Source organism: Nostoc sp. DedQUE08, assembly GCF_034530895.1.
GTDB lineage: Bacteria > Cyanobacteriota > Cyanobacteriia > Cyanobacteriales > Nostocaceae > Nostoc.
Map to the genome: position 1 here is coordinate 18,275 of NZ_JAVRCD010000051.1, position 20,950 is coordinate 39,224.

The 20,950-nt window shown below is 42.4% G+C and carries 13 protein-coding genes; all 13 read right to left on the reverse strand.

Annotated features, from left to right (window positions below):
• Positions 1-269: 269 nt before the first annotated feature.
• The 13 genes from RMY64_RS27260 to aroF all read right to left on the reverse strand — a co-directional run bounded on the left by RMY64_RS27260 (position 270) and on the right by aroF (position 20,283).
• The gene (locus RMY64_RS27260; RefSeq protein ID WP_322701665.1) at positions 270-2,501 is read right to left on the reverse strand and encodes a pentapeptide repeat-containing protein; all 2,232 of its coding nucleotides are present in this window, start codon (positions 2,499-2,501) and stop codon (positions 270-272) included.
• Positions 2,494-3,519 (reverse strand): zinc-dependent alcohol dehydrogenase family protein, encoded by a 1,026-nt coding sequence (locus RMY64_RS27265; protein WP_322701650.1) that lies wholly within the window; start codon positions 3,517-3,519, stop codon positions 2,494-2,496. Before RMY64_RS27265 ends, RMY64_RS27260 begins: the two co-directional genes overlap by 8 nt.
• Positions 3,520-3,963: 444 nt before the next feature.
• Positions 3,964-4,356 (reverse strand): chorismate mutase, encoded by a 393-nt coding sequence (gene aroH / locus RMY64_RS27270; protein WP_409882178.1) that lies wholly within the window; start codon positions 4,354-4,356, stop codon positions 3,964-3,966.
• A gap of 153 nt (positions 4,357-4,509) precedes the next feature.
• A complete protein-coding gene (locus tag RMY64_RS27275) occupies positions 4,510-6,258 on the reverse strand; it encodes a cupin domain-containing protein (protein ID WP_322701651.1) in 1,749 nt (582 codons plus the stop codon).
• Between the two features lie 432 nt (positions 6,259-6,690).
• Complete coding sequence (locus RMY64_RS27280) at positions 6,691-7,602, reverse strand: SDR family oxidoreductase (protein WP_322674440.1); 912 nt, start codon at positions 7,600-7,602, stop codon at positions 6,691-6,693.
• Positions 7,602-8,591, reverse strand: coding sequence for a hypothetical protein (locus RMY64_RS27285; RefSeq protein WP_322701652.1), 990 nt, complete (start codon positions 8,589-8,591; stop codon positions 7,602-7,604). Before RMY64_RS27285 ends, RMY64_RS27280 begins: the two co-directional genes overlap by 1 nt.
• A gap of 390 nt (positions 8,592-8,981) precedes the next feature.
• Positions 8,982-11,087 carry a calcium-binding protein gene (locus tag RMY64_RS27290; protein WP_322684409.1) on the reverse strand — a complete coding sequence of 702 codons (2,106 nt, stop codon included), beginning with the start codon at positions 11,085-11,087 and terminating at the stop codon, positions 8,982-8,984.
• Between the two features lie 137 nt (positions 11,088-11,224).
• A complete protein-coding gene (locus RMY64_RS27295) occupies positions 11,225-12,373 on the reverse strand; it encodes a 3-oxoacyl-ACP synthase III family protein (protein WP_322674437.1) in 1,149 nt (382 codons plus the stop codon).
• A 26-nt stretch (positions 12,374-12,399) separates the two neighbouring features.
• Positions 12,400-14,202, reverse strand: coding sequence for a ScyA-related TPP-binding enzyme (locus tag RMY64_RS27300; RefSeq protein WP_322674436.1), 1,803 nt, complete (start codon positions 14,200-14,202; stop codon positions 12,400-12,402).
• 52 nt (positions 14,203-14,254) lie between these two features.
• On the reverse strand, positions 14,255-15,775 hold the full coding sequence (locus tag RMY64_RS27305; RefSeq protein ID WP_322674435.1) for a long-chain fatty acid--CoA ligase: 1,521 nt from the start codon (positions 15,773-15,775) through the stop codon (positions 14,255-14,257).
• Between the two features lie 184 nt (positions 15,776-15,959).
• Entirely contained in the window at positions 15,960-17,384 is a 1,425-nt protein-coding gene (locus tag RMY64_RS27310) for a cytochrome P450 (protein WP_322701653.1), read from the reverse strand.
• An 18-nt stretch (positions 17,385-17,402) separates the two neighbouring features.
• Positions 17,403-19,106, reverse strand: coding sequence for an aromatic amino acid ammonia-lyase (locus RMY64_RS27315; protein WP_322701654.1), 1,704 nt, complete (start codon positions 19,104-19,106; stop codon positions 17,403-17,405).
• A 76-nt stretch (positions 19,107-19,182) separates the two neighbouring features.
• Positions 19,183-20,283, reverse strand: a complete 1,101-nt coding sequence (gene aroF / locus RMY64_RS27320) for a 3-deoxy-7-phosphoheptulonate synthase (protein WP_322674775.1) — start codon at positions 20,281-20,283, stop codon at positions 19,183-19,185.
• Positions 20,284-20,950: the final 667 nt, after the last annotated feature.

Here is a 20,950-nt window from a genome sequence, read left to right on the forward strand (position 1 = left end):
GTGTGACTACGGCTATATTTAATCTGGGTTGATCTGACGTTATAGTGGTTCTCACTTGGGTGCAACACAGTCATATCCTCATCCCGTATTTGAAACGTGTAAACACTCTTCTTTCCTTTGTAAAAGGAGGCGTTGGGGGTGAGGTTGAAAAATTTACTTCATATAAACGATAACCGCTATATACTACGAGACTGATAGCAGTAAATAGTATAATTGCTGGCATTATACACTACGTTGTATCATATTAGCGCTAATAAAAAGTGCAGGAATTACTTCAGATAAATCAGCAAATTCAATCCCGGAATTGTGCGGGAAAGTGTCCATAAAACTAGGGTGATGTAAATTAAACCCAAACTCCATTGATACCAAGCAAGTGCAGAGATAATACCTGGTAGGTGTTCGTCTCGCAAGCGAATGTCGTTAAATCCTAATTTAACTAGATTGTTGAGACTAAAATCATAGTAGTTGAGCCAGTTCCAACGCCGATCGCCCAACAGAGGCATATATCGTTCCCGAAATGTCTCATTCCTTGGTATCACTGGCAAACGTCCAATCAATAATCGTAACTGGCGAAATGTGCCATCTTCTGTGAAGTAAGAAACGTCCATTAAGTCATGATAACGACCTTGTTGGTAAAGTCGGATCAATAAAGCCATTGGGACGGGGACAAGAATTATTACCAGACATCCCAATGTCAGCCAAGGTTGTTCGGCATTGCGAAAGATCGCTAGTAAGCTGAAGAATTCTAAAACGCTAAAACTGATTAATATCGAAATGGTTTCGTAGAATGTGGGAATAATTGGTACGGGATGCAGCCGACGATAGCGATCCACTAGCCAAAATAGTAGGCCGAAATAAGCGATCGCTAATCCTCCCACGCCAAAGACTAACCAAAAATTCGTCCCATAGCCACTCAACAACAGCAATACACTCAATGCCAACCAACTCCAAGCTTGCAGCAACCATCCACCGATAGAAAGGGTTTCGCCAACAATTAAGCGATCGCTTAGTTGGGTATATTTTTCTAAATCGATGTCTGCAATGGTGAGTAACTCACTACTGTTACGAAAGGATTTTAGCAGACGACGCTGGGCGATCGCTTGGGCTTGAGTTGCAGAAAAACCTAAATTCATCAAACTTGCAACAGTTGCACTATTAATATTTGTAGCCGTCAAACGATGCCCAAACTCGATTAATCGCAATCGTTGTTTTGTGTATTCTAGTTTATTAGCATCGGCAACTTGCTGTTGCTGACGAAAATTTTGCCCCAAATTCCGCAAGACGTTTTGATTACCTTGCAATGTTGGGATGCAGAACATCTTACCAATCTCACCGGGATTACCTAAAATTTTCGCTTGGTTAGAGTTAAAAGTTAAACCAGGTACGCTTAAACAAGCCTCTTTAGCAAACCTGGCATCACTAAAATCTGCAAGGTTAAGAATATTTGCACCTTGCAGATTTATCAATAGGTTAAACTCCGCTTCTCGGAAGCTTACACCTTGCTCAAAAGTCGCTTCTGTTAAAAGAAGAAACTGATTAAAACCTGCTTTAGTAAACTGGGCTTGACTGGCAAAATCTACTTCCGAAAAATCAGCATTTCCTTGCCATTGGACACTACTAAATTTAGCCAACTGTTTAAAAGTTGCTTGGTTGAAGTTGGCAGTTGTCTCAAAGATACTACCTTGAAAATCAGCCAGTTCCCGAAATTTAATTTTTTTAAAGTTAGCTTTTTCAAAAAATATACTGCCCTGAAAATTGCTTGGTTGCTGGAAGTTAGCACTGGTAAAACTAACAGGACGAGCAAATCTGGTTTGAGTCCAGTCAATAGGTTGGAGAAAAGTTGCACCTTGGGCATCAACAGACTGAAGAAAAAAAGTATTGGAAAACTTCACTTCGCCGTTGAAGCGAGTTTGCACCAGTGTTAAGACACCACGAAAGACGGCGATTTCACTGGCTGGGGTTGACTCTGTTCCCAGAAGCGATCGACAATCTTTAGAGTTGGGTAAAGCGATGGCGAGTGACTCTAGACAAACAAAGCGCAAACGTTCTAGTTTTTCTTGTTCGGTAGCGGTGAAAATGGGTGCGATCGCTTTTGCATATAATGGTGTTCTTAAACCCAAATCGCTGCCGACAAAATCCCCCAGAATCAAAGCATAGCTGAGGTCTAAACCCAGAGGTTTTGTACCGAGTTCTTTTCGCAGTAGTTGGTAAAAAGTATCACGGAAGCTGGCGTTTTCTGGGCGTAAATCGATCGCCATTTTTTGCAAATCTACGGTTAAATTTCCTTCGCGGAGTATCGGTGTGCGTAGTCGTTCTTGCAATAATTCTAGGGTTAAGGGTGTGCGTTCTGGTTGTGTTTGTGCTGCCGAAGCTGGTAGGGGGAGGAGGAGTAAAACGCAAAGGAACGCTAAGGGAAGCGCAGAGGTACGCCAAGAAACTCCTCTGTGTACCTTTGCGTTTAACCTCTGCGTGCCTTTGCGTTTAAAAGATAAATTATGCAAATTGTTTCGATCGTTCGTCACTAATCAGCAGAACAATTTTACCTGTCACAGACCCACTTTCAATTAATTGGTGGGCTTTAGCTGCTTCTTTTAAGGGAAATTTGTGACTCACATGGATTTTTAATTTGCCTTCATCGATCCAGGTGGCAGATTGTTCAAGAATTTCTGCATGATGGTGGAGACTATCTTGTAATCCTAGCAAAGCTGGTGCCAACATGAATTCTAAACCAATGCGGAGGTTGCGAGTTCTAGCAGTTTTCCAAACAGTATTGGCATTTGGTTCGAGAATTGTGACAATATCGCCATAGACTCGCACTGCGGGGAAGGTTTTGTGAAAAGTTTCGCCACCTACGGTATCAAAAGCCAAGTCTACGCCTTCGCCACCAGTCCAATCTAATACCGCTTGCACAAAGTCTGTTTGTTTGTAAAAAATTACATTATCCGCACCGAGTTCTTTGACAAAATTAGCTTTTTCTTCAGAACCCACTGTGGTGGAAACAGTAGCACCTTTGAGTTTCGCCAATTGAATTGCTACATGACCGACACCACCAGCACCCGCATGAATCAAAACCCGTTCCCCAGGTTCTAATCGTCCCCGTTCATATAAAGCTTCCCAGGCGGTGATTAATACTAAAGGCGCTGCTGCTGCTTCGGCAAAGGAGATAGAGGCGGGTTTACGTGCCACAAACCGCTCATCGACAACGGTATATTCAGCGTAATTTCCTTGGTGTGCGCCCAAGCCACCATAGCAAAAATATACTTCATCACCTGCGCGAAAACGCTGAACGCCAGCACCCACTGCTTCCACGATCCCTGCACCATCGCATCCTAAAATTGTCGGCGTGCGATCGGGGTAGAAACTGCCTCGACTCCGAAGTTTAGTGTCAATGGGGTTAATGCCAGCCGCCACCAAACGCACTAAAAGTTCAGTATTCCCGACAGGAACAGCAGGGTTTGGCAGATCCTGCACTTGTAGAACTTCGGGATTGCCAGCTGCTGTCATCAAGACTGCTTTCACAACTCTTTCCTCCTGGCTTTAGATGCACATTCTTATGCAACTTTACCGCAAGAGGGTAGATCCAGAGATATTTATCAGCCAAAACTGCAATGTCTCCCACGTTTTTAAATATGGGTTCCCTTCCGTCTCCTGCCTCCTGAATTACAAAAGATGATTGTTTTTGTCCAACTTCTTTGGCTGCCAGTAATACACTTAGGGACATCCAAAAATTAAATTACTCAATTTTTGCATCCAATAAAAGCAGGGGGGACAAGGTAGACTTGGTAGACTTGGAGGACAAGGTAGCAATATCTCTCCCAAGTCTTTCCAAAGCGATTGATTATTTTTTATTTGGAAGTCCCTTAGGGCATTATCACATAAGTACTTTCCTCGCCAGCACCATTGACTTCTTCTCGTAAAAAGCTGTGTGCTAGCTTAAATTTTTGGATGAGGTTTTGCGATCGCCTAACGTAACAATGCTATATCTGGACGTAACTGAGCGGCACGGTGTAGATAGACTGGGCGTAATGCATTCTGGGGTAGAGGAGTGTTTAAGTGGATTAGCACCCGAATGCAGCGATCGAGGCTATTGGCAACCTGCATCTGTTGCACATCTAGCAAAGGAACTCGATCCCAACCAGGACGACGACGTGCTACCGCAGCCGGAAACATTGCATCCAAATCTGAAGTTGCCGAAAAGGTAACACTGACGATTTCATCAGGATCTAAAACATTGTTTGTTTCTAAGGCGTTTAATAATTCATCTACAGCCTCAGTAATTGCTTTTATAGAGTTGTAGCTGACTGTCGTTGCGCCTCGAAGTCCTCGGACTCGCCATTCTCCCGATACCTTTGACACGCTGGAATGTTGATCTATGTGCGTTGAAAAAGTGAGCTTATCCATATTAATTTGAAGGTTGCGTATTTAAGTTTTTCTGTACACAGCAATTGCCAATTGTAAATCTCAATTGTTGATAGTTTTATTTGGCAATCTCAGATTAGTTAAAGAGAGCTAGACAATCAAGAAATCAGCACTTGTTATAGTACTGACTTGTACCCCACTCAAGATCGTTAAAGGCTCATTGCTGCTGGTAATATTAATCAAAGTATCATTTACACTACCACCAGTACCTTGATAGATTGTTAAATCGGCAAATGTCAGACCACCAAAAAGCCCAATAGAATCTTCCCCATCAGTAAAGTCAACAATGGTATCAATCCCCGATCCAGATGTAAAGGAGAATGTGTCTTTGCCACTACCACCAATCAGAGTATCCCAACCAAAGCCGCCTACAAGGGTATCATTGCCAGCACCGCCCCGAAGCAAGTCATCACCGCTCAACCCCAACAGATAGTCATTGCCACCCTGACCGTTAATAACATCATTAGATTTGTCAAAGCCACTAGTATTATTATTAAGATCGTTCAGGAATGTTACCGAGTTACGATTGTAAACACTACTTCTTTGTTCATTCGCATTCAAGACATCAAAGCTATCTTGAAACCCCGTCTGCCCGTTAAACAAAATATTGCCAATATCCACCGATGCACCTGTGGCTTGGCGAAGGTTATCTAGGTTTTGTAAGGCAAATTTTTGCAAGACGACCCCAGTATTCTCAACTCCCTCAAAGGTTATGAGCAGATCGTCTTGATTCTGAGTTAAGAGCAGATTTCTAGCAGTCAGCCCATTACCCTCAAATTTTAGAGTATCAATTTCAGCAGATACGTCTGTAGATGGCCGAGATCCCGACCCTACACCACCAAAGTCAGTAATGGTGTCGATGCCGTTACCAAGTTGAACTGTAAACAAGTCTATATTTCCACCACCCGTAAGGAGGTCGTTTCCTTTTCCACCAATAATGTTTTCACTGCTTTTCCCACCGATAAGGATGTTATCACTATCATCTCCAACCAGAAGAACACCGTCTTTTCCTTTGGGTCGAGCGTCATTGTCTACAATTGTCAAACTAGCTGTATTCTGTAATAGCCCAATGATTGCACCGCCAGTAGCATCGCTCAAGGTGAGGTTGATAGTTTTATTAGCCTCGATTGAATTATCATCAACGATCGCAATGTTTACAACTTTAACTCTCTCTCCGTCAGCAAAGTTAACCTTTATTTGCTGAGAACCGTTATAATCTTCGAGATATTTAGCAGTACCATCTTTTAAAGTGATAGTAGCGCCAACTGCCCCTGTATCATCTAACGGGCGGATCAAAGTTACTGCTGCTATGGGAGAACCATCTTCATTGACGCTGTATTCAGTGCCAGCAAAAATTATTGAGTCTAGGGGTACTGATGCGTTATCCTTAAAGGCTTGCACGATTTTATCAAGTCCTTCATCTGTAAATAGCGGAAAAGCCGCAGATATATCTGTCCCTGGACGACTTGTATCCTCAATCAATTTGTCAAGCCCGGAGGGAATACCTTGGATAATCATTCTCGCTGGTCGATCTTCAAGATTGCGATAGGCGTGGGTTTGCCCTTTAGGCACATTCACAAAAGTTCCAGGAGTTGCGGTAATAACTCGATCGTTCAACTGAAATTTTACAGTTCCCTCGACAATGTAAAATCCTTCGTCTTGCTGAAGGTGGATATGCGGTGTAGTCCCGACATTTGATGGAACATAAGCATCAAATAGATCGTATTTACCACCAGTATCTTTGCCAGTGGAGATAAATTTAACCAAGTCTCCAACCACCCACAATGACTTACTAGATTTGTTGGCTGGTGTCTGTTGAAAGCGATTATATTCTGTCATTCTTGTTCTCCTTTCGATCTGAATTGATGGTGAGCTAGTTTTGGTTTGATGTTGTAAGCGCAGACATCGGCTCTATTGCTTGAATATTTTCTTGTTTAGTCAAGTTTTGAGCATCTATGTCTGCATCTGCGAATAAATATGGATTTATTAATCTGGAACTTGACTTACAAGATTCAAGTTTGGTAGGAAATAGTTACGGATGATACTTATTTATCGCGTCTTTCTTTGATATTTACGCAAAAAGTCTGAGAAAACACTTTAGAATTTGGATCGCAGCAATATTGTAGTAATTGCGATCGCTATTAAGTTCACCCTATATTTTTTAGGGTTGCGATCGCCCATAAAAACCTCAATAGATGTAGATTCCACTCTTTTTGTTCCCATCCAAACTAGTTTGGATGAGATTGTTTGGATCAAACTGATGCTAATAAATTACCTCGTTACCGCCAGCCCATTTTGGTTTGCCCAACGTCTAATAGAATCTCTCAAAGACGGAACCTCAGCAAATAAACGACGTTGCAAAGTAGTATCAGCTACATATTTACCTGAAGAAACATATTCCATAGCCTTATCAGTACCCCGAAACATAGGATTAATAACTGCCATAAACTTAAACAAGATTGTTTTGACCAAAGGTGGAATTGTTTGCAATTGCACTTTCTGTCCAGTTATTTCTGAGAGTAAATTAGCAATCTCTCTAAGGTTAGTTGGCTGTTCAGTGCCCAAATCGATGCGATGTCCTACAGCTTCAGGTGTCTCAATAGCTAAGACAAGATACCGGGCCACATCATCTGAGTGAATCGTCGATGCTGGCGCGTCTGCATCAGCCATAGCTCGAAATTTACCATTTTTGATATCTTTAAGACTAAAGCCCAATAGTGTATCAACAAATCCGCCTGGTCGCAACGATACAAAAGGAACTCCAGATTTCTCAATATAGTCCTCAGTCACAGATTTCTGATAAAAGTGAGGTACAGATTTTGCTTTTTCTGCCGTCAAAATACTTGTAAAAACGAACAATTTAATTTGCATTTGCTTGGCTGCATCAACCAGATTGCGATTTCCCTTGTCGTCAGTATTTTCTAAAGAGTCTCCTTTCTTTCTATGTGAGTAACCGTTAGCCGTTGTAATTACAACATCAATATTATGCATTGCAGGCAAAAGTGTCTCATACTCGGTTATGTCGCCCCGAACTATTTCCACACCTTGAGCTTGCAAGTGAGAAGCTTCAGTTCCAGGGCGAACTAAAGCACGGACTCTATGACCTTTTTGCAGCAGTTCTTTAACCACTTTGCCGCCAAGCAAACCAGTTGCACCAATTACGAGAACTTGACGCTGAAGCATTATCTAAACTCCTTAACTCTAAACATTTTATTTGACTTTTCAGACTTGATTAAAGTTCTATTTTTTTGTCTAGTTTTCCGTACTAAATTTGTAGCGATATAAGCAGTAAAACCCAAAATCACCAATGTAGAAGTTGGTTCTGGAACAGCGATAGAAGAAACTGGTAAACCAGGATAAGTAGCGGTGAATTTTCTCAGAGTACTTTCCTCAGATTCCCCGCCTCTATTACGAACTTCTTGACTTAAACCTTTGATATAGTTTGTCCAACCCATTTCAGGAGGCCCCCCGAAATCACCACCAAAATCTCCAAATACATTAGTCAACTGTGTGACAGAGTTAGTATAAAATGTCAGCGTACCATCTGGGTTTTCTTTAAACCCAAATTTTCTTGAGCCGTTCACTGGATGTTTTCCCGTTACGCCACTGGTAATAGTTGATAAGGTAAAATGATCGTCGGTCAAATCTGTAAGCATCACAGAAACATCATCTTCGTAATTAGGAAGACCCAGTGCTGCAAAAAGGCGCAATTTTATATCATAAATATCGCCTACCTTTGGTGGTGTGGAGGTGTTCCTGGGAATTAGCTGATTGAGCGTATCATCACCGCTAGAGAGATAATCATCAAAAGATTGATAATTTATTGCCCCATTTGGGTCTTTAGCTATTTCTAAGAGAAAATCTGTAGGTGTTAGCCCTTGGGGCATTTTGTCAACCAAAACAGAAATTTCGTCATAAAAAACTTTTTTATTTCCAGTAAGTAACTGCAAGTTGCCGTTATCTGCTTGAAGGGCTGCCTTAACTGTGGGATTTTGAGACCAAGGTTCTGTAAACAATTCCAAATGGGTTTTCAGTGGGTCGTAAGGTTCTGATTGCAAACTGAATTCACTAGCAAGAGCTGGACTACTAAAATAAATTACAGGAGTAGTTAAGCCCAAGGTAAATAAAAGTGGTATAAACCCTAATAATTTGTGCTGATAACGCAGTTTCATAATTGATTACTTCAAAAAATTTAAGTTACAAAATACTAGGAACCTGGCATAGCGATGAAGAAATAATTTCCCAAACAAAATATTTTTTGCTGCTGAAAATATATGCGATCGCTAAGAGGTTGTTTGAAAAGTGGTTAACTGTAATTTTAATTGCGTTTTTACCCCCCTTAGTCCCCCCTTATAAAGGGGGGAAACAAGAAAAATCCGATTCTCTCCCCAATACATCCGGGCAGGGTTAGGGAGTGGTAAAAAAATATTTGATACATCAATCATAACTTTTCAAACATCCTCTAAAGCCAGTTTCCCAGATTTGATTTGCCAAATCTCAATGTTGGTAATTTCCAATAACCTATCGTAAAAAACGACTAACTGGGAATTTCCTGAGACTTTTTAAACGCGAACGAAATAGCTATCACTCAGATTTAAACCTGTGACTCCTTGGACAGTAGCAATTAATTCTAGAGGCTGATTTGCTCTTTGTAAAAATATATCTGTGGATGCTACACCTGAAGGAGAGCTAGAACCTGTAGCTAAAACATAATTAGCATCCGTTACACTTTGCAATTGGATGAAATCTTCATTCTTTTTGAAGTCAGTAACGATCGCAGCATCATAAACATCAGAACTGCCACCATCATAAAATACATGACCGTTATTCCCCAGAATAAATGTATCTCTGCCTTGATTGCCGGTGAGCGTATCAACTTCACCACGACCAAACCCAAATAACGGATCGAATGGGTCAACACCAACAATCACATCATCTCCAGCTTCACCAGAGAGAAAATCGTTCCCGGATGCACCAACTAGTAAGTCTGCTTCTGTCCCACCGACGATAATATCATTGCCAGTACCACCATAGAGGTTGTCTTTGCCATCCGCACCATTAAGGAAGTCATCACCATCTCCACCATTGATGATGTCATTCCCGACATCACCATCAAGGATGTCGTTACCTTCTTGACCTAATATCCGGTCATTACCGGCACCACCTAAAACTCTATCCTTACCAAAACCACTATAAATAGTATCGTTACCATCTCCGCCATTGAGGTCGTCATTACCATCTTCACCATTGATTTGATCGTTGCCGATTTCTCCAAAAATGCGATCGTTGCCATCACCACCTAAAATAACATCGTCCCCGACTCCCCCAAAAAGGTCATCAGTTCCAGAACCACCATCCAGAAAGTCATCGCCCTCGTCGCCTAATAATTGGTCAAGACCATCACCACCCGAAATAATGTCATTCCCAAAACCTGCGGCAACGATGTCATCACCAGTTCCAGCTGAGACAACATCATCTCCAGAAGTAGAAACAATCAAATCATTTCCTGCCCCAGCATAGATAGAATCGTTGCCGTCACGGCTGTCGATCAAATCGTTGCCGTCTAAACCATAAATGTTATCGTCACCCGTAGTGCCACCGATAACATCATTACTATTTGTGCCAACAATTAATCCGGCATCGGCGGAAACATAAACGAAGTAACTATCGTTTAAATCCAGATTTTTCACGCTTTGCACGCTAGCAATCAATTCTAGCGGCTGATTTGGCCGACTGATGAGTATGTCTGTGGTGTATTCATTTCCCGCAGTCGAATTAGGCCCAGGAGCTACTACATAAGTGCTACCATCTGTCAACTTTTTCAGTTGAATGAAATCCTCATCAGGGTTGAAGTCAACAATTAAACCAGCGTCAGAAACGTCAGAGCCACCTTTATTATCATAGTAGGATTCAGCAACATCCCCAAGTACAAAAGTATCGTGCCCTGAACCACCGAGCATCTCATCTCTTTCAATACCGTCCAGTCCAGGTATGCGGATAAATGGATTACTGCCAATAATTACATCATCTCCAGAACCACCATTTACATAGTCATTACCGACCGAACCAACAACTATATCGTTACCTTCTCCACCAAAAACTCGATCGTCGTCAAAACCACCCAAGACGCGATCGCTCCCTAAACCACCATCTATATAGTCTTCTCCGGCGACACCAGAAATGTCGTCATCACCTTCTCCACCAAAAACTCGGTCGTTGCCATCATCACCCAAAATTTTGTCATTCCCAAGACCGCCCAAGATGAAATCGTTGCCAGTACCACCCGAAATATCATCAATCCCGTCTTTACCATTGATAAAATCGTCGCCATCTTCACCAAGTATCAGGTCATTGCCGTTAGCACCCGCAAGTTCATCATTTCCGGCACCACCTAAAATGAATTGGTTGCCTCCTGTGGCCGCAACAGTATCATTTCCAGGCCCAGCAATCACTAGTTTATTTCCAGTCCCACTAACGATGAAGTCATCACCTTCACGTCCCGAAATCAGATCGTCGCCCGCCAAACCAAAAATTTGATCGTTGCCTGTACTACCAACCAGTATATTGTCTTCAAATGTGCCAAAGAGTTGACCAGGTGCAGTTAAGGTCTTAGGGAAGTAGGAATTAGTAGAAGTTTGAGCTTGTTTTTGTTTCTGATCTTGAGACATTTTTGTTCTCCTGATAACGATCGCAAATTATGTAGGCAAATATTTTCAGTTTTCCACCAATAGAAACTGTGGAATTGTTGGTTCATTCACAGGAGTTTCTCAAAGAAACTCCTGTGGGATGATTTTGAGATTAATTGCTATACAGTAGTCAGGATGTTGCTAACTGACTTATTCAGATTGACTGCGGAAGCAGGGAGGGTTCCCAGTTTGACTTCACCCCAGCGCATAACGGTGGCAGCAGCAGTAGATGCTGAACCAATAGTATAAACAAGCACTAAATCGTTTTCGCGAATTTTCTTTGATTGAGCGCCGTAGTACAGATTGGCAATGGGGAGGACAGGCCCAATGTTTGCATAATACGGGTAGAGATTGATTGTACGGTCTGGATCGATACCTAGTGAGCGGGCACACAGATTAGCGTACCAGGCAGTTGGTGTATTGAAAGCAAAGAACTTAATATCATCGAGACTAACACCAGCAGATGCGATCGCACCTTCACAGCAAGTACGGACAAGATGAACAGATGTGCCACCTAGTTGCTTACTGGCGCTTTCACCAGTCTGTATCCGCATCCTTGGCAAGCCATTCGCGTCTGTAACTAGTTCATTAAAGAAAGCACCACAAGTTGCTTGAGTGTGAACAATTTTCGTACCCAAGACTCCTTGGTTCGGTTTGAGGGTACTAACTAAAAATGCACCAGCACCATCGGCCATAAACCACGAAAGGGTATCATCTTCATCAACAAAGTGCGAATAGATGCACGAAATCACTACTAGGACATTGCGGTACTCTCCGGTTTGCACTAACGCCGAGGCGTTCTGCATTGCCACTAAAGCACTCGAACAAGTTGATTCCAGATTCCAGGCGGGGCAGTTCAATCCTAATTTACGGGCGAGATAAGAAGCATTACCAGGAGCGATTTGCTCAGGAAACAGAGTAGTTACAATCATCAGATCGACTTCATCTGTGGAAAGTTCTGCCGCTTCCAGGGCACTTCTAGCCGCCCCATACTCTAAGGCTAACGATGTTTCACCAGGAGCCAGCACCCGCCGCTCAACAGTACCTCGGAAGGGATCGGACAGATAAGGTCTTATAGCTTCAGACCAGAGGAGGTCTTGCTCTTTTTGGTTAACGGCAGGTTCAGCAGGTTTAAACAGCTTCGCGAGGGTTCTGCTCTCTGCCTCAGTTACCAATTCTGGGTAATTCTGTTGCCAATAATCGTTGGTACGCACAATGCTAGGGAAGTTAAGGGCAACTGAACGAATACCTACTGGTTGATGTGTCATGATATTACTCCTTAAAATTAAGAAAATTAAGATTCTTTTGCAACTTGTGAAATCAAACTTTGAATCCGAGCGCCAATGGGGGCAGGTCTGGTCGGATCGATTACGACATCAATCACAAAGGGGACATTTGAAATCAGCCCTTTTTCTAAAGCGGCTTCGACATCGGCTTCCTGCTCCACCCGGATGCCATCAGCTCCCATCCCACGAGCAATCATGACGAAATCGGTACTGGGTATCTCTGCGTCTACACCGTTAAATCCCAACAAGTTCATCCCCTGGTCGCACATATTGTAATGGCCATCGTTGAGTACAATCCAAACGGCAGGAATTTTGTATTTGACAGCAGTACTAATCTCGCTGTTCATGAGCATAGCTCCGTCCCCAAGAATAGCAACAGCTTTACTATTGCGTGCCAGTGCAGCACCGACAACACCTGTGGCAGCATGACCCATTGAGCCAAAACCAGTACTGACTCGATATCGTCTAGAGGTGTTAAACCGTAGCCAGTGGGTTCCCCAAGCAAAGGAGTTACCCGCCTCGGTAATTACTATTGCATCACTATTTTCGACAATTACACGTTGAATCCGATCCATCAGTATTTCTGGTCTAATTAAACCATCATTCTGAGAATCAATCGGATCGAATTTGGGTCGGGGCAGCGATGAGACTGGTAATCGATCGGAACGCTTGGGAAAATGCTTCAATAATGCTTTAACAAATTCTCCGACATCAGACTGAATAGGCACTGTCTCAACAGATGGATAAGCAACTCCAGGTACTTCTGGGTCAATATCGACATGTATAAAACCGCGTGAGGGAATCATTTCCAGATTCCAGAATGAGGTAAATTCACTCAATTTTGTTCCCAAAACCAGTACGCGCAGAGGACTTTGTGATTGCATATATGTCAGAACTGAGGAATGTCCACCGAAGCCTGTCACACCCACAAACTGAGGATGATCTTCAGGAAATATACCCTTAGCACGAGGCGAACACATTACGGCAGATCCGGTTCTCTCGGCAAGTTGGCGGATTTCTTCTCCGGCATCCCTGGCACCAAAGCCCACCCAAATAGCAAACGGCCCTTCAGATAACAATTGTACAGATTTCCAAACAGTATCTTCTCCCGCAGATGGCAGAATTAGTGAGCTAGTTATACGGGGTATTGATGCCTTGAGAAAACTTGTCTGAATCACCGGGGGGACACTTAAATGTGCAACAAAGCTACCAGGTTGTCCTAGACCGAGGGCAAGTCTGCGAGCAGTTACTGGAAGTTCATCGCTGCATTCAATAGTCGTTGCATAATGGAAAAGCTTTCCTGAAGTAAAAATACTTGTATTGGACATTGTGTAGGCACTAGTTTCTTGAAAAGCCCAGCGTCCACGTTGCTGTGTTGAGGTAGAAGGAGAGAGAAAAATTACCTTTGCACCTTCCCAGCGTGCAGCAAACATTCCAGTCAGGGCGTTGGTAATTCCTGGCCCGGTTGTGGTGAATACTACCACAGGACGACCATTGGCAAAATACGACTCAATAGCTGCAAAGGCTGCTCCGGTTTCGTGACGAAATTGCAGCACCTGGATTGAGCTTTGCTCTAGCATAGCTACCAGTGGCGTAATTCCACCTCCAAATAGACCAAAAGCTTGGCGTACTCCCAAATCTTCCAGCATTTTGACTATAGCTGCTGCAACTGTTATTTCAGTTGATTCTGAGTAGCTGGGCTTTCCATGAGGGGATAGCAAAGAAGAGCTTGTGGATTGCGATCCAATAGCAGATTCAGCTATTGTATGTTCAACTGACTTATGATTAGTTCTAACATTAGTATGACGCATCGATGAAACCTCTATTTATTTTTTTATTTTGGTAGTTTGTTTGGGTTGTCAACTAATAGGTAATAGTGGCGAATTGAGATGTTGATTGCTTACGTAAAACTCGCTTGAGTACTTTACCTGTAGGATTTTTAGGAATTGAATCCACGAAGTTAATTACATGGGGGATTTTGTAGACTGCCATCCTTTGCCGACAGAATTCAATAATTTGCTTTTCTGTAACTTCTTTACCAGATTTAGCTACGATATTCGCCTGGATTATCTCACCTTTGAAACTATCAGGGATGCCATAAATAGCTACTTCGGCAACTGCTGGATGCTGATAAATGACATTTTCAACTTCAGTTGGATATACTTTAAATCCAGAGACATTAATCATGTCTTTTAAGCGATCGACGATGTAGAAAAAACCGTCTTCATCCATTCGACCAATATCGCCAGTATATAACCAACCATTTTTAATGACTTCAGCAGTTTCAAATGGGCGATTCCAATAACCAAGCATGACGTTGGGGCCGCGGATGACAATCTCACCCAATTCACCAGGCTGTACCTGATGATCGTCAGCATCAACAATTTTCATTTCTACATTTTCAATGGGAGCGCCAATGGAACCGAGTTTGTATTTCAAGTCGTGGTTATAACATGCACATGGTGATGTTTCAGTTAAACCATAGCCTTCATGAATCACTTTTCCATACTTTTTCTGCCAAATTTGAGCTATTTCAATTGGCATAGGTGCCGCAGCAGAAAAGTAATAACGTATGCTCTCAAAGGTTTGCTGAGGTATGTCGCTATTTAAGATTTTGATGAATACTGTCGGCACACCAAAGAACATGGTGATTTTATGAGTAGCGATCGCATTTAAAACTTGTGTCAGATCGAACCGCCGTTGCAGGACGAGGGTGGAACAAGTATTGAGTGCAGCATTGAGAATTGCATTTTGACCAAAGCAATGAAATAATGGTAGAAAAAGTAATAATTGGTCATTAGCTTGCATTCCACAACAACGATTTTGGGAATACATATTAGAGATGATATTGCCGTGAGAAAGAGTAGCTCCTTTAGGAAAACCTGTGGTTCCTGATGTGTAGACTATGCTAGCAGGAGCATGGCGATCCATTTTCACAGCGCGGGCATTTGGGGAAGAGGTTTCTATTAGTTGAGCTAAAATTATCCCCTTTTTGGCGCTACCTTCTGCAATCAAAATGTGTTGTAATTCGGGTAAATCTGCCTCTAATACCTCCAAACTACCTGACTCTGTGGTGATGATGGCTTTAGCAGCACAATCGTGAAGAATATAGCTGACTTCAGAACTTTTCAACATCACATTTACAGAAACAGCGATCGCACCAATTTTGAGAATGCCAAGATAAGAAGTAATGAACTCTGGAATATTTGGCAAAAACAAGGCCACGCGATCACCTCTTCTTATTCCCAATCCTTGTAAACTATTAGCTACTCGATTTACTAACCGATCTAGATGGCTGTAAGTAAAAGATTTATCTTCAAAAATCAGGGCGATTTTCTCAGGAAATAATAAATGACCGCGCTCGATATGATTGGCGATATTCATAACTTAAAAGTCTCTCTTTCATCTGAGTATGGCAACAAATTAAGTTAACAAAACTTTTGGAATAGAATGGCACGAATCAAAAGTAAAATCATTGCTAAGGCTGGGTGTAAGTGAAGCACTACCGCGCCAAGTATTGTGATGTTTTTCCCTACACCCAAAGGCCAGTTAAATTCAAGGTTTGCGTTTATCTTAGTGTGATTCCTTTCTGAATATTTGGTGTGTAAACATCACCAAAACTGATTTGTGGTTCCAATGTCATGAGGATGCCGTAACGGGGACGTAATGTGAACATTGGCTCCTCTTCAACTGGATGTCCAGATACTAAGTGCAGCCGATATTTTTGAGCTACCATTGCAACTATCAACTGCATTTCAGTCATCGCAAATATCTCACCTATGCATTGGCGTGGGCCGCCGCCGAAGGGGTAGTAAGCATAGCGGGGACGCGCAGCCGCTTGTTCTTTTGTAAAGCGCTCAGGGTCAAAGTCTTCGGGATTCTCCCAAAAAGCCGGTAGGCGATGGGTGACATAAGGGCTAATTATGATTACAGAGTTAGCTGGTATGTGATAGCCTCCAACCTGGTCGGCCTGTAAGTTAGTACGAGTATAGACCCATGCACCAGGATAAAGCCGCATCGATTCTTCCAGTACCATCCTGGTATATTTCAAGTTTGGTAAATCTTCAAGAGTCGGAGTACGCCCATTTAAAACACTCTTGAGTTCATCTTGGAGCCGACTTTCGACGTGAGGATGAAGAGAGAGCAAGTACCAAGTCCATGCAAGTACAGCTGCTGACGTTTCAAATCCACCGGTAAAGATGGTCATAATCTCATCGCGCAGTTGTTCATCGCTCATTCTCTGACCAGATTCTTCATCGTAAGTATCCATCAGCATAGAGAGCAGGTCGTCAGGACTATTACTATTTTCCCGGCGGGAGCGAATAATCCGATAGACGATTCTATCTAGTGTTCCCATCGCTTGCACAAAGGCGCGGTTTTTCGGTGTGGGTATCCATAGAGGTAGTTTGAAGACTGCCCATAGTTGACTACTAAGATACTCGTAAGCAGTATCCCATGCTTGATTCATCTCGGAAATTTTGTCTTCAGAATCAATACTCAACAAACTCTTGAGGAGGATATTCTGAGCTAGTTGCATCATCTGTGCAAACACATCTAGGGGTTTGTCTGAGCCGATGCTGCTCCAGGTATCTAGCATTTGACTAATGGTTTTGGTCATGAAGGTGACTAATGCTCCAACCCGATGGCGATGAAAGGTTGGTTGCATTAAGCGGCGTTCGCGCCGCCAGGAGTCACCCTCGGCAACTGCTAGACCATTACCGATTACCTGCTTAATTGATTTAAAGTTTTCGCCTTTAATGTAGTTGCGGCTATTTTCTTGCAGGATATACTTCAGATGATCTGGATGAGAGACTAAATAAAGTTGTTGAGGCCCCATTGCCCCCAGATGGACTACTTCGCCATACTCCTGTACGGCATTCGTGAGAAACTGTAGTGGATTCCGCAACATTTGCGGGAGGTTACCTATAATCGGGTAGCCGATAGGGCCGGGAGGAGCTTTGCTGATACTTGGTGAAATGCTCTGTTTGTGCATCTTAACTGTCCTCAAGATTTAATTGAGACTTGACAAAATATCTTGAACTGCTTGCACAATCTGCCCACCAGATGCGATATCTGCACTAATTCGGGCAATATGTTCGTCAAGAGGTTGTTCGTGGTCGTTCCAGATATAAGGACGGTCAGGTGAAGCTGGTTGTCCGATGACATCGCGCACTGCCATATATAAATCTCTGGTAGCAGGAGATAAACAAGCACGAGCATCATAATGGTCTGCAACTAAATAGGTGCGTAAATCAACTGCTTGTACCCCAAATATCAAAGCGATCGCCATATACTGTTGGAAGGTATCTACTGAACGACGCGCTAAGTTTGCCGAAGCAAAACCTTGGCTATTGATATTTTGGTTAAATTGTTCGGCATGGGTAGGAAATCTGTCTGCGATCGAATTTCCATAGAAGGTTAACAATGGCATGATGGAGTTCCCAGATATTTGCAGACCTTTTAGCCCCATATTGACACTGCGCTCTCGGTTCCCTACCAAAGATGCTGGCAGGCCATTGTTAAATTCTGGCGCTACCAGATAGGCTATTTGCACATCCAAATGTTTAGCCAACAACCCGATGTAGTAGCGCAACCGATCCATTCCTACACCGATATACTGTCCCAAGAAATTACCGCCATGATAGCTAACTTGGTTCTCAATATCGATCAGTGGGTTGTCGGTGACAGAATTAATTTCTACTTCGATTTGTTTTTTAATCTGCTCGATCCCATCTACAATCGGCCCCATGTATTGTGGTAAACAGCGCAGTGAATAACGGTCTTGAATTGGATCTCCACCCCGATAGTTGTGAGAACCATCTAGTTCTTCGCGGACTAAGCGTGAACCTGCTAGTAAGTTCAGCATTTGGTTCGCAGCCCATTTTTGCCCTGAATGTGGTTTGAGTTGATGAATAAATGGGTGGAATGATTGATTGGTACCATTCAAACCTTGAATTGCTAGGGCATGTGCCCCCATTGAGAGAGCTAATAAAACTCTGGTGTCGTAAACACAATTGGCAGCAATACCTGTCATGACTGAGGTGCCATTCATCATTGCCAATCCTTCTTTAGGAAGTAATTGTAATGGCTCTAAACCCAGATGGCTCAATGCTGTCGGCGCGTCGATTTCTTCGCCGTTAAAGTCAACAGTATAACAACGGTCTAAACCAACCAATGCCCCAGTAATGTAGGATAAAGGCACTAAATCACCGCTTGCACCAATAGATCCAAATTCATATACATGGGGTGTGACACCAGCATTTAAGAAAGTTTCCATACGCTGGATAAGTTCTAGACGAATACCAGATGCACCATACAAGTGGGAGTTAGCACGCAAAAGCATGGCGGCGCGGACATCAGCTAGCGGTAATTTTTGTCCGGCTCCGGTTTTGTGATACCAAATCAGGTTGTTCTGAAGCAGTGCCGCAGATTCAGGGGAAATGACAACATTGGCCATGCCACCAAAACCACTTGTCACACCATAAATTGGTTGACCAGATTCCACAGCATTACTAATGTAATCGCACGATGCTTGAACGCCTTGCACAACATCTCGATTATCGGTTAGGCGTACTTGAACACCCTGACGGGACACACTAGCTACTTCGTCTATTGTTAGGTCTTGGTTGCCTACAACTACAGTTTTACTGGAATTTACTAGGGAGGTTACAGAAGGTTGAAAGGTCTTGTTTTTGTTGAGTGATGTTGTATTCATTGAACTTCCAATTATTATTTAGATTGCACAGATGATGGACTGATTGGATGTCCTAGTTGGTAGGGTAATGGCAGGCTTATAAAGCCCTAATGGCGGTGGTAGAAACTCGTGCAGCAAACTTGGGGGTAACGCTATGTTGTTTAGACCAACGACCAAAGAACTTAGCTAAAGAAGCCATTTCTAGCATTAATTCTTCAAATGCTTCCGGTGTTAAAGATTGAGGCCCATCTGAAAGAGCCTTAGCTGGGTTAGGGTGAACTTCAATCATTAAGGAATCTGCGCCAGCTGCCAAGGCAGCCAAAGTCATCGGTTGGACAAACTCTGATTTCCCGGTGGCGTGGCTAGGGTCAATCATAATTGGTAAGTGAGTCAAAGTCCGCAAGACAGGGATTGCAGATATATCAAGGGTATTCCGTGTATACTGTCGGTCAAAGGTGCGAATTCCCCGTTCGCACAAAATTACATTGGGATTACCTGCTGCCAAAATATATTCAGCTGACATCAACCAATCTTCAATTGTGGCTGATAGTCCCCGCTTCAATAACACTGCTTTACCAGTAGCGCCTACTTTCTTCAGTAGGGAGAAATTCTGCATATTGCGGGCACCAATTTGGATTACGTCTGCTACTTCAACAATCTTGTCTAAATCAGCTGCATCCATAACTTCTGTGATAATACCCAAACCAGTAACTTCGCGAGCTTTTGCTAACAAACCTAATGCGCTTTCGCCATGTCCTTGGAATGCATAAGGTGAAGTCCGAGGTTTGTACGCCCCACCTCGGAGAAACTGTGCCCCTGCTGCTTTTACTATCTGTGCTGTTTCAACAATCATTTGCTCGTTTTCAACAGAACATGGCCCAGCAACTACAACTAAAGGATGGGTTTGTCCAAAGGTAACAGCTCCATTAGGTGTAGGTACAACCACTTCACTATGTTCTCCATAGCGGAATTCTAAAGAAGCACGTTTAAATGGTTTTTTTACTCGGATAACCTGCTCGATAAAAAGGCTAATATTTTGAATCTGCCTAGTGTCAATTTCTGCCGTTTCGCCAACTAAGCCAATTACTGTTTTATGTTGACCTTGGCATACCTCTGGGGTGATTTGATAATGACTGATTTCTTTAACAACACGCTCGATCTCTGTTGATGGCGTACCTAATTTCATAACTATAATCATTGTCTTGAATCTCCTAATTGCAACTATTTGAGTTGTGATGTCTAAACTTAAGAATGTTGTTTGTTGTTTGTTTAACCCTTCAAATAACAATCAGTCTACTCTTTGAGTTTTATGCAAGATCCTAGAAAATTTCTATTTGGTTAAAATTGAGCGAAGTAATTATCCAAAATATCTCCGATCTTTATTGCTAGATTCCAAAGTTTTCATTGTAAAAGCCTCTCGATTCTACGGCTAATTATTGAAATTTATCTTATGTTAATTTTTGCAGCATTATCTATCAAACCAATTGCCAATACGTCTACAACTAAAAACACTAAGTTCTTTATTCGGGTGCTGCTTGGTTTTACATCTACCATTGTTTTCAAAAAAAAGCAAGTGTTTTCATTTTTATTTCCGACTTTTATAATTTTCAAGAGATTGTTTTATTTACCATCCAAAAATCTATTGTTTAAAGATTTTTTCTTACTTGTTTGAGCTTGTTTATTTTTTATACAAATCTAAAACTGGATAATTTTTCCAGTTTAGGAATTTACCAAAAATAGATTTTTAAAGAAAAACTAGATGTACAGAGCCTTACTCAATGCTAGTACTGGAAGAGATTGTAAAATCATGAATGGCATTGTAGAAGACATTTTAACATCAAAAAAATCAGGCTGTGTAAATTATA

Coding starts and splice junctions, on each gene's coding strand:
- aroF (WP_322674775.1), bottom strand. CDS start 20,283: ATGATTATAGTTATGAAATTAGGTACGCCATCAACAGAGATCGAGCGT.
- RMY64_RS27310 (WP_322701653.1), bottom strand. CDS start 17,384: ATGCACAAACAGAGCATTTCACCAAGTATCAGCAAAGCTCCTCCCGGC.
- RMY64_RS27315 (WP_322701654.1), bottom strand. CDS start 19,106: ATGAATACAACATCACTCAACAAAAACAAGACCTTTCAACCTTCTGTA.
- RMY64_RS27280 (WP_322674440.1), bottom strand. CDS start 7,602: ATGCTTCAGCGTCAAGTTCTCGTAATTGGTGCAACTGGTTTGCTTGGC.
- RMY64_RS27275 (WP_322701651.1), bottom strand. CDS start 6,258: ATGACAGAATATAATCGCTTTCAACAGACACCAGCCAACAAATCTAGT.
- RMY64_RS27305 (WP_322674435.1), bottom strand. CDS start 15,775: ATGAATATCGCCAATCATATCGAGCGCGGTCATTTATTATTTCCTGAG.
- RMY64_RS27290 (WP_322684409.1), bottom strand. CDS start 11,087: ATGTCTCAAGATCAGAAACAAAAACAAGCTCAAACTTCTACTAATTCC.
- RMY64_RS27285 (WP_322701652.1), bottom strand. CDS start 8,591: ATGAAACTGCGTTATCAGCACAAATTATTAGGGTTTATACCACTTTTA.
- RMY64_RS27295 (WP_322674437.1), bottom strand. CDS start 12,373: ATGACACATCAACCAGTAGGTATTCGTTCAGTTGCCCTTAACTTCCCT.
- RMY64_RS27300 (WP_322674436.1), bottom strand. CDS start 14,202: ATGCGTCATACTAATGTTAGAACTAATCATAAGTCAGTTGAACATACA.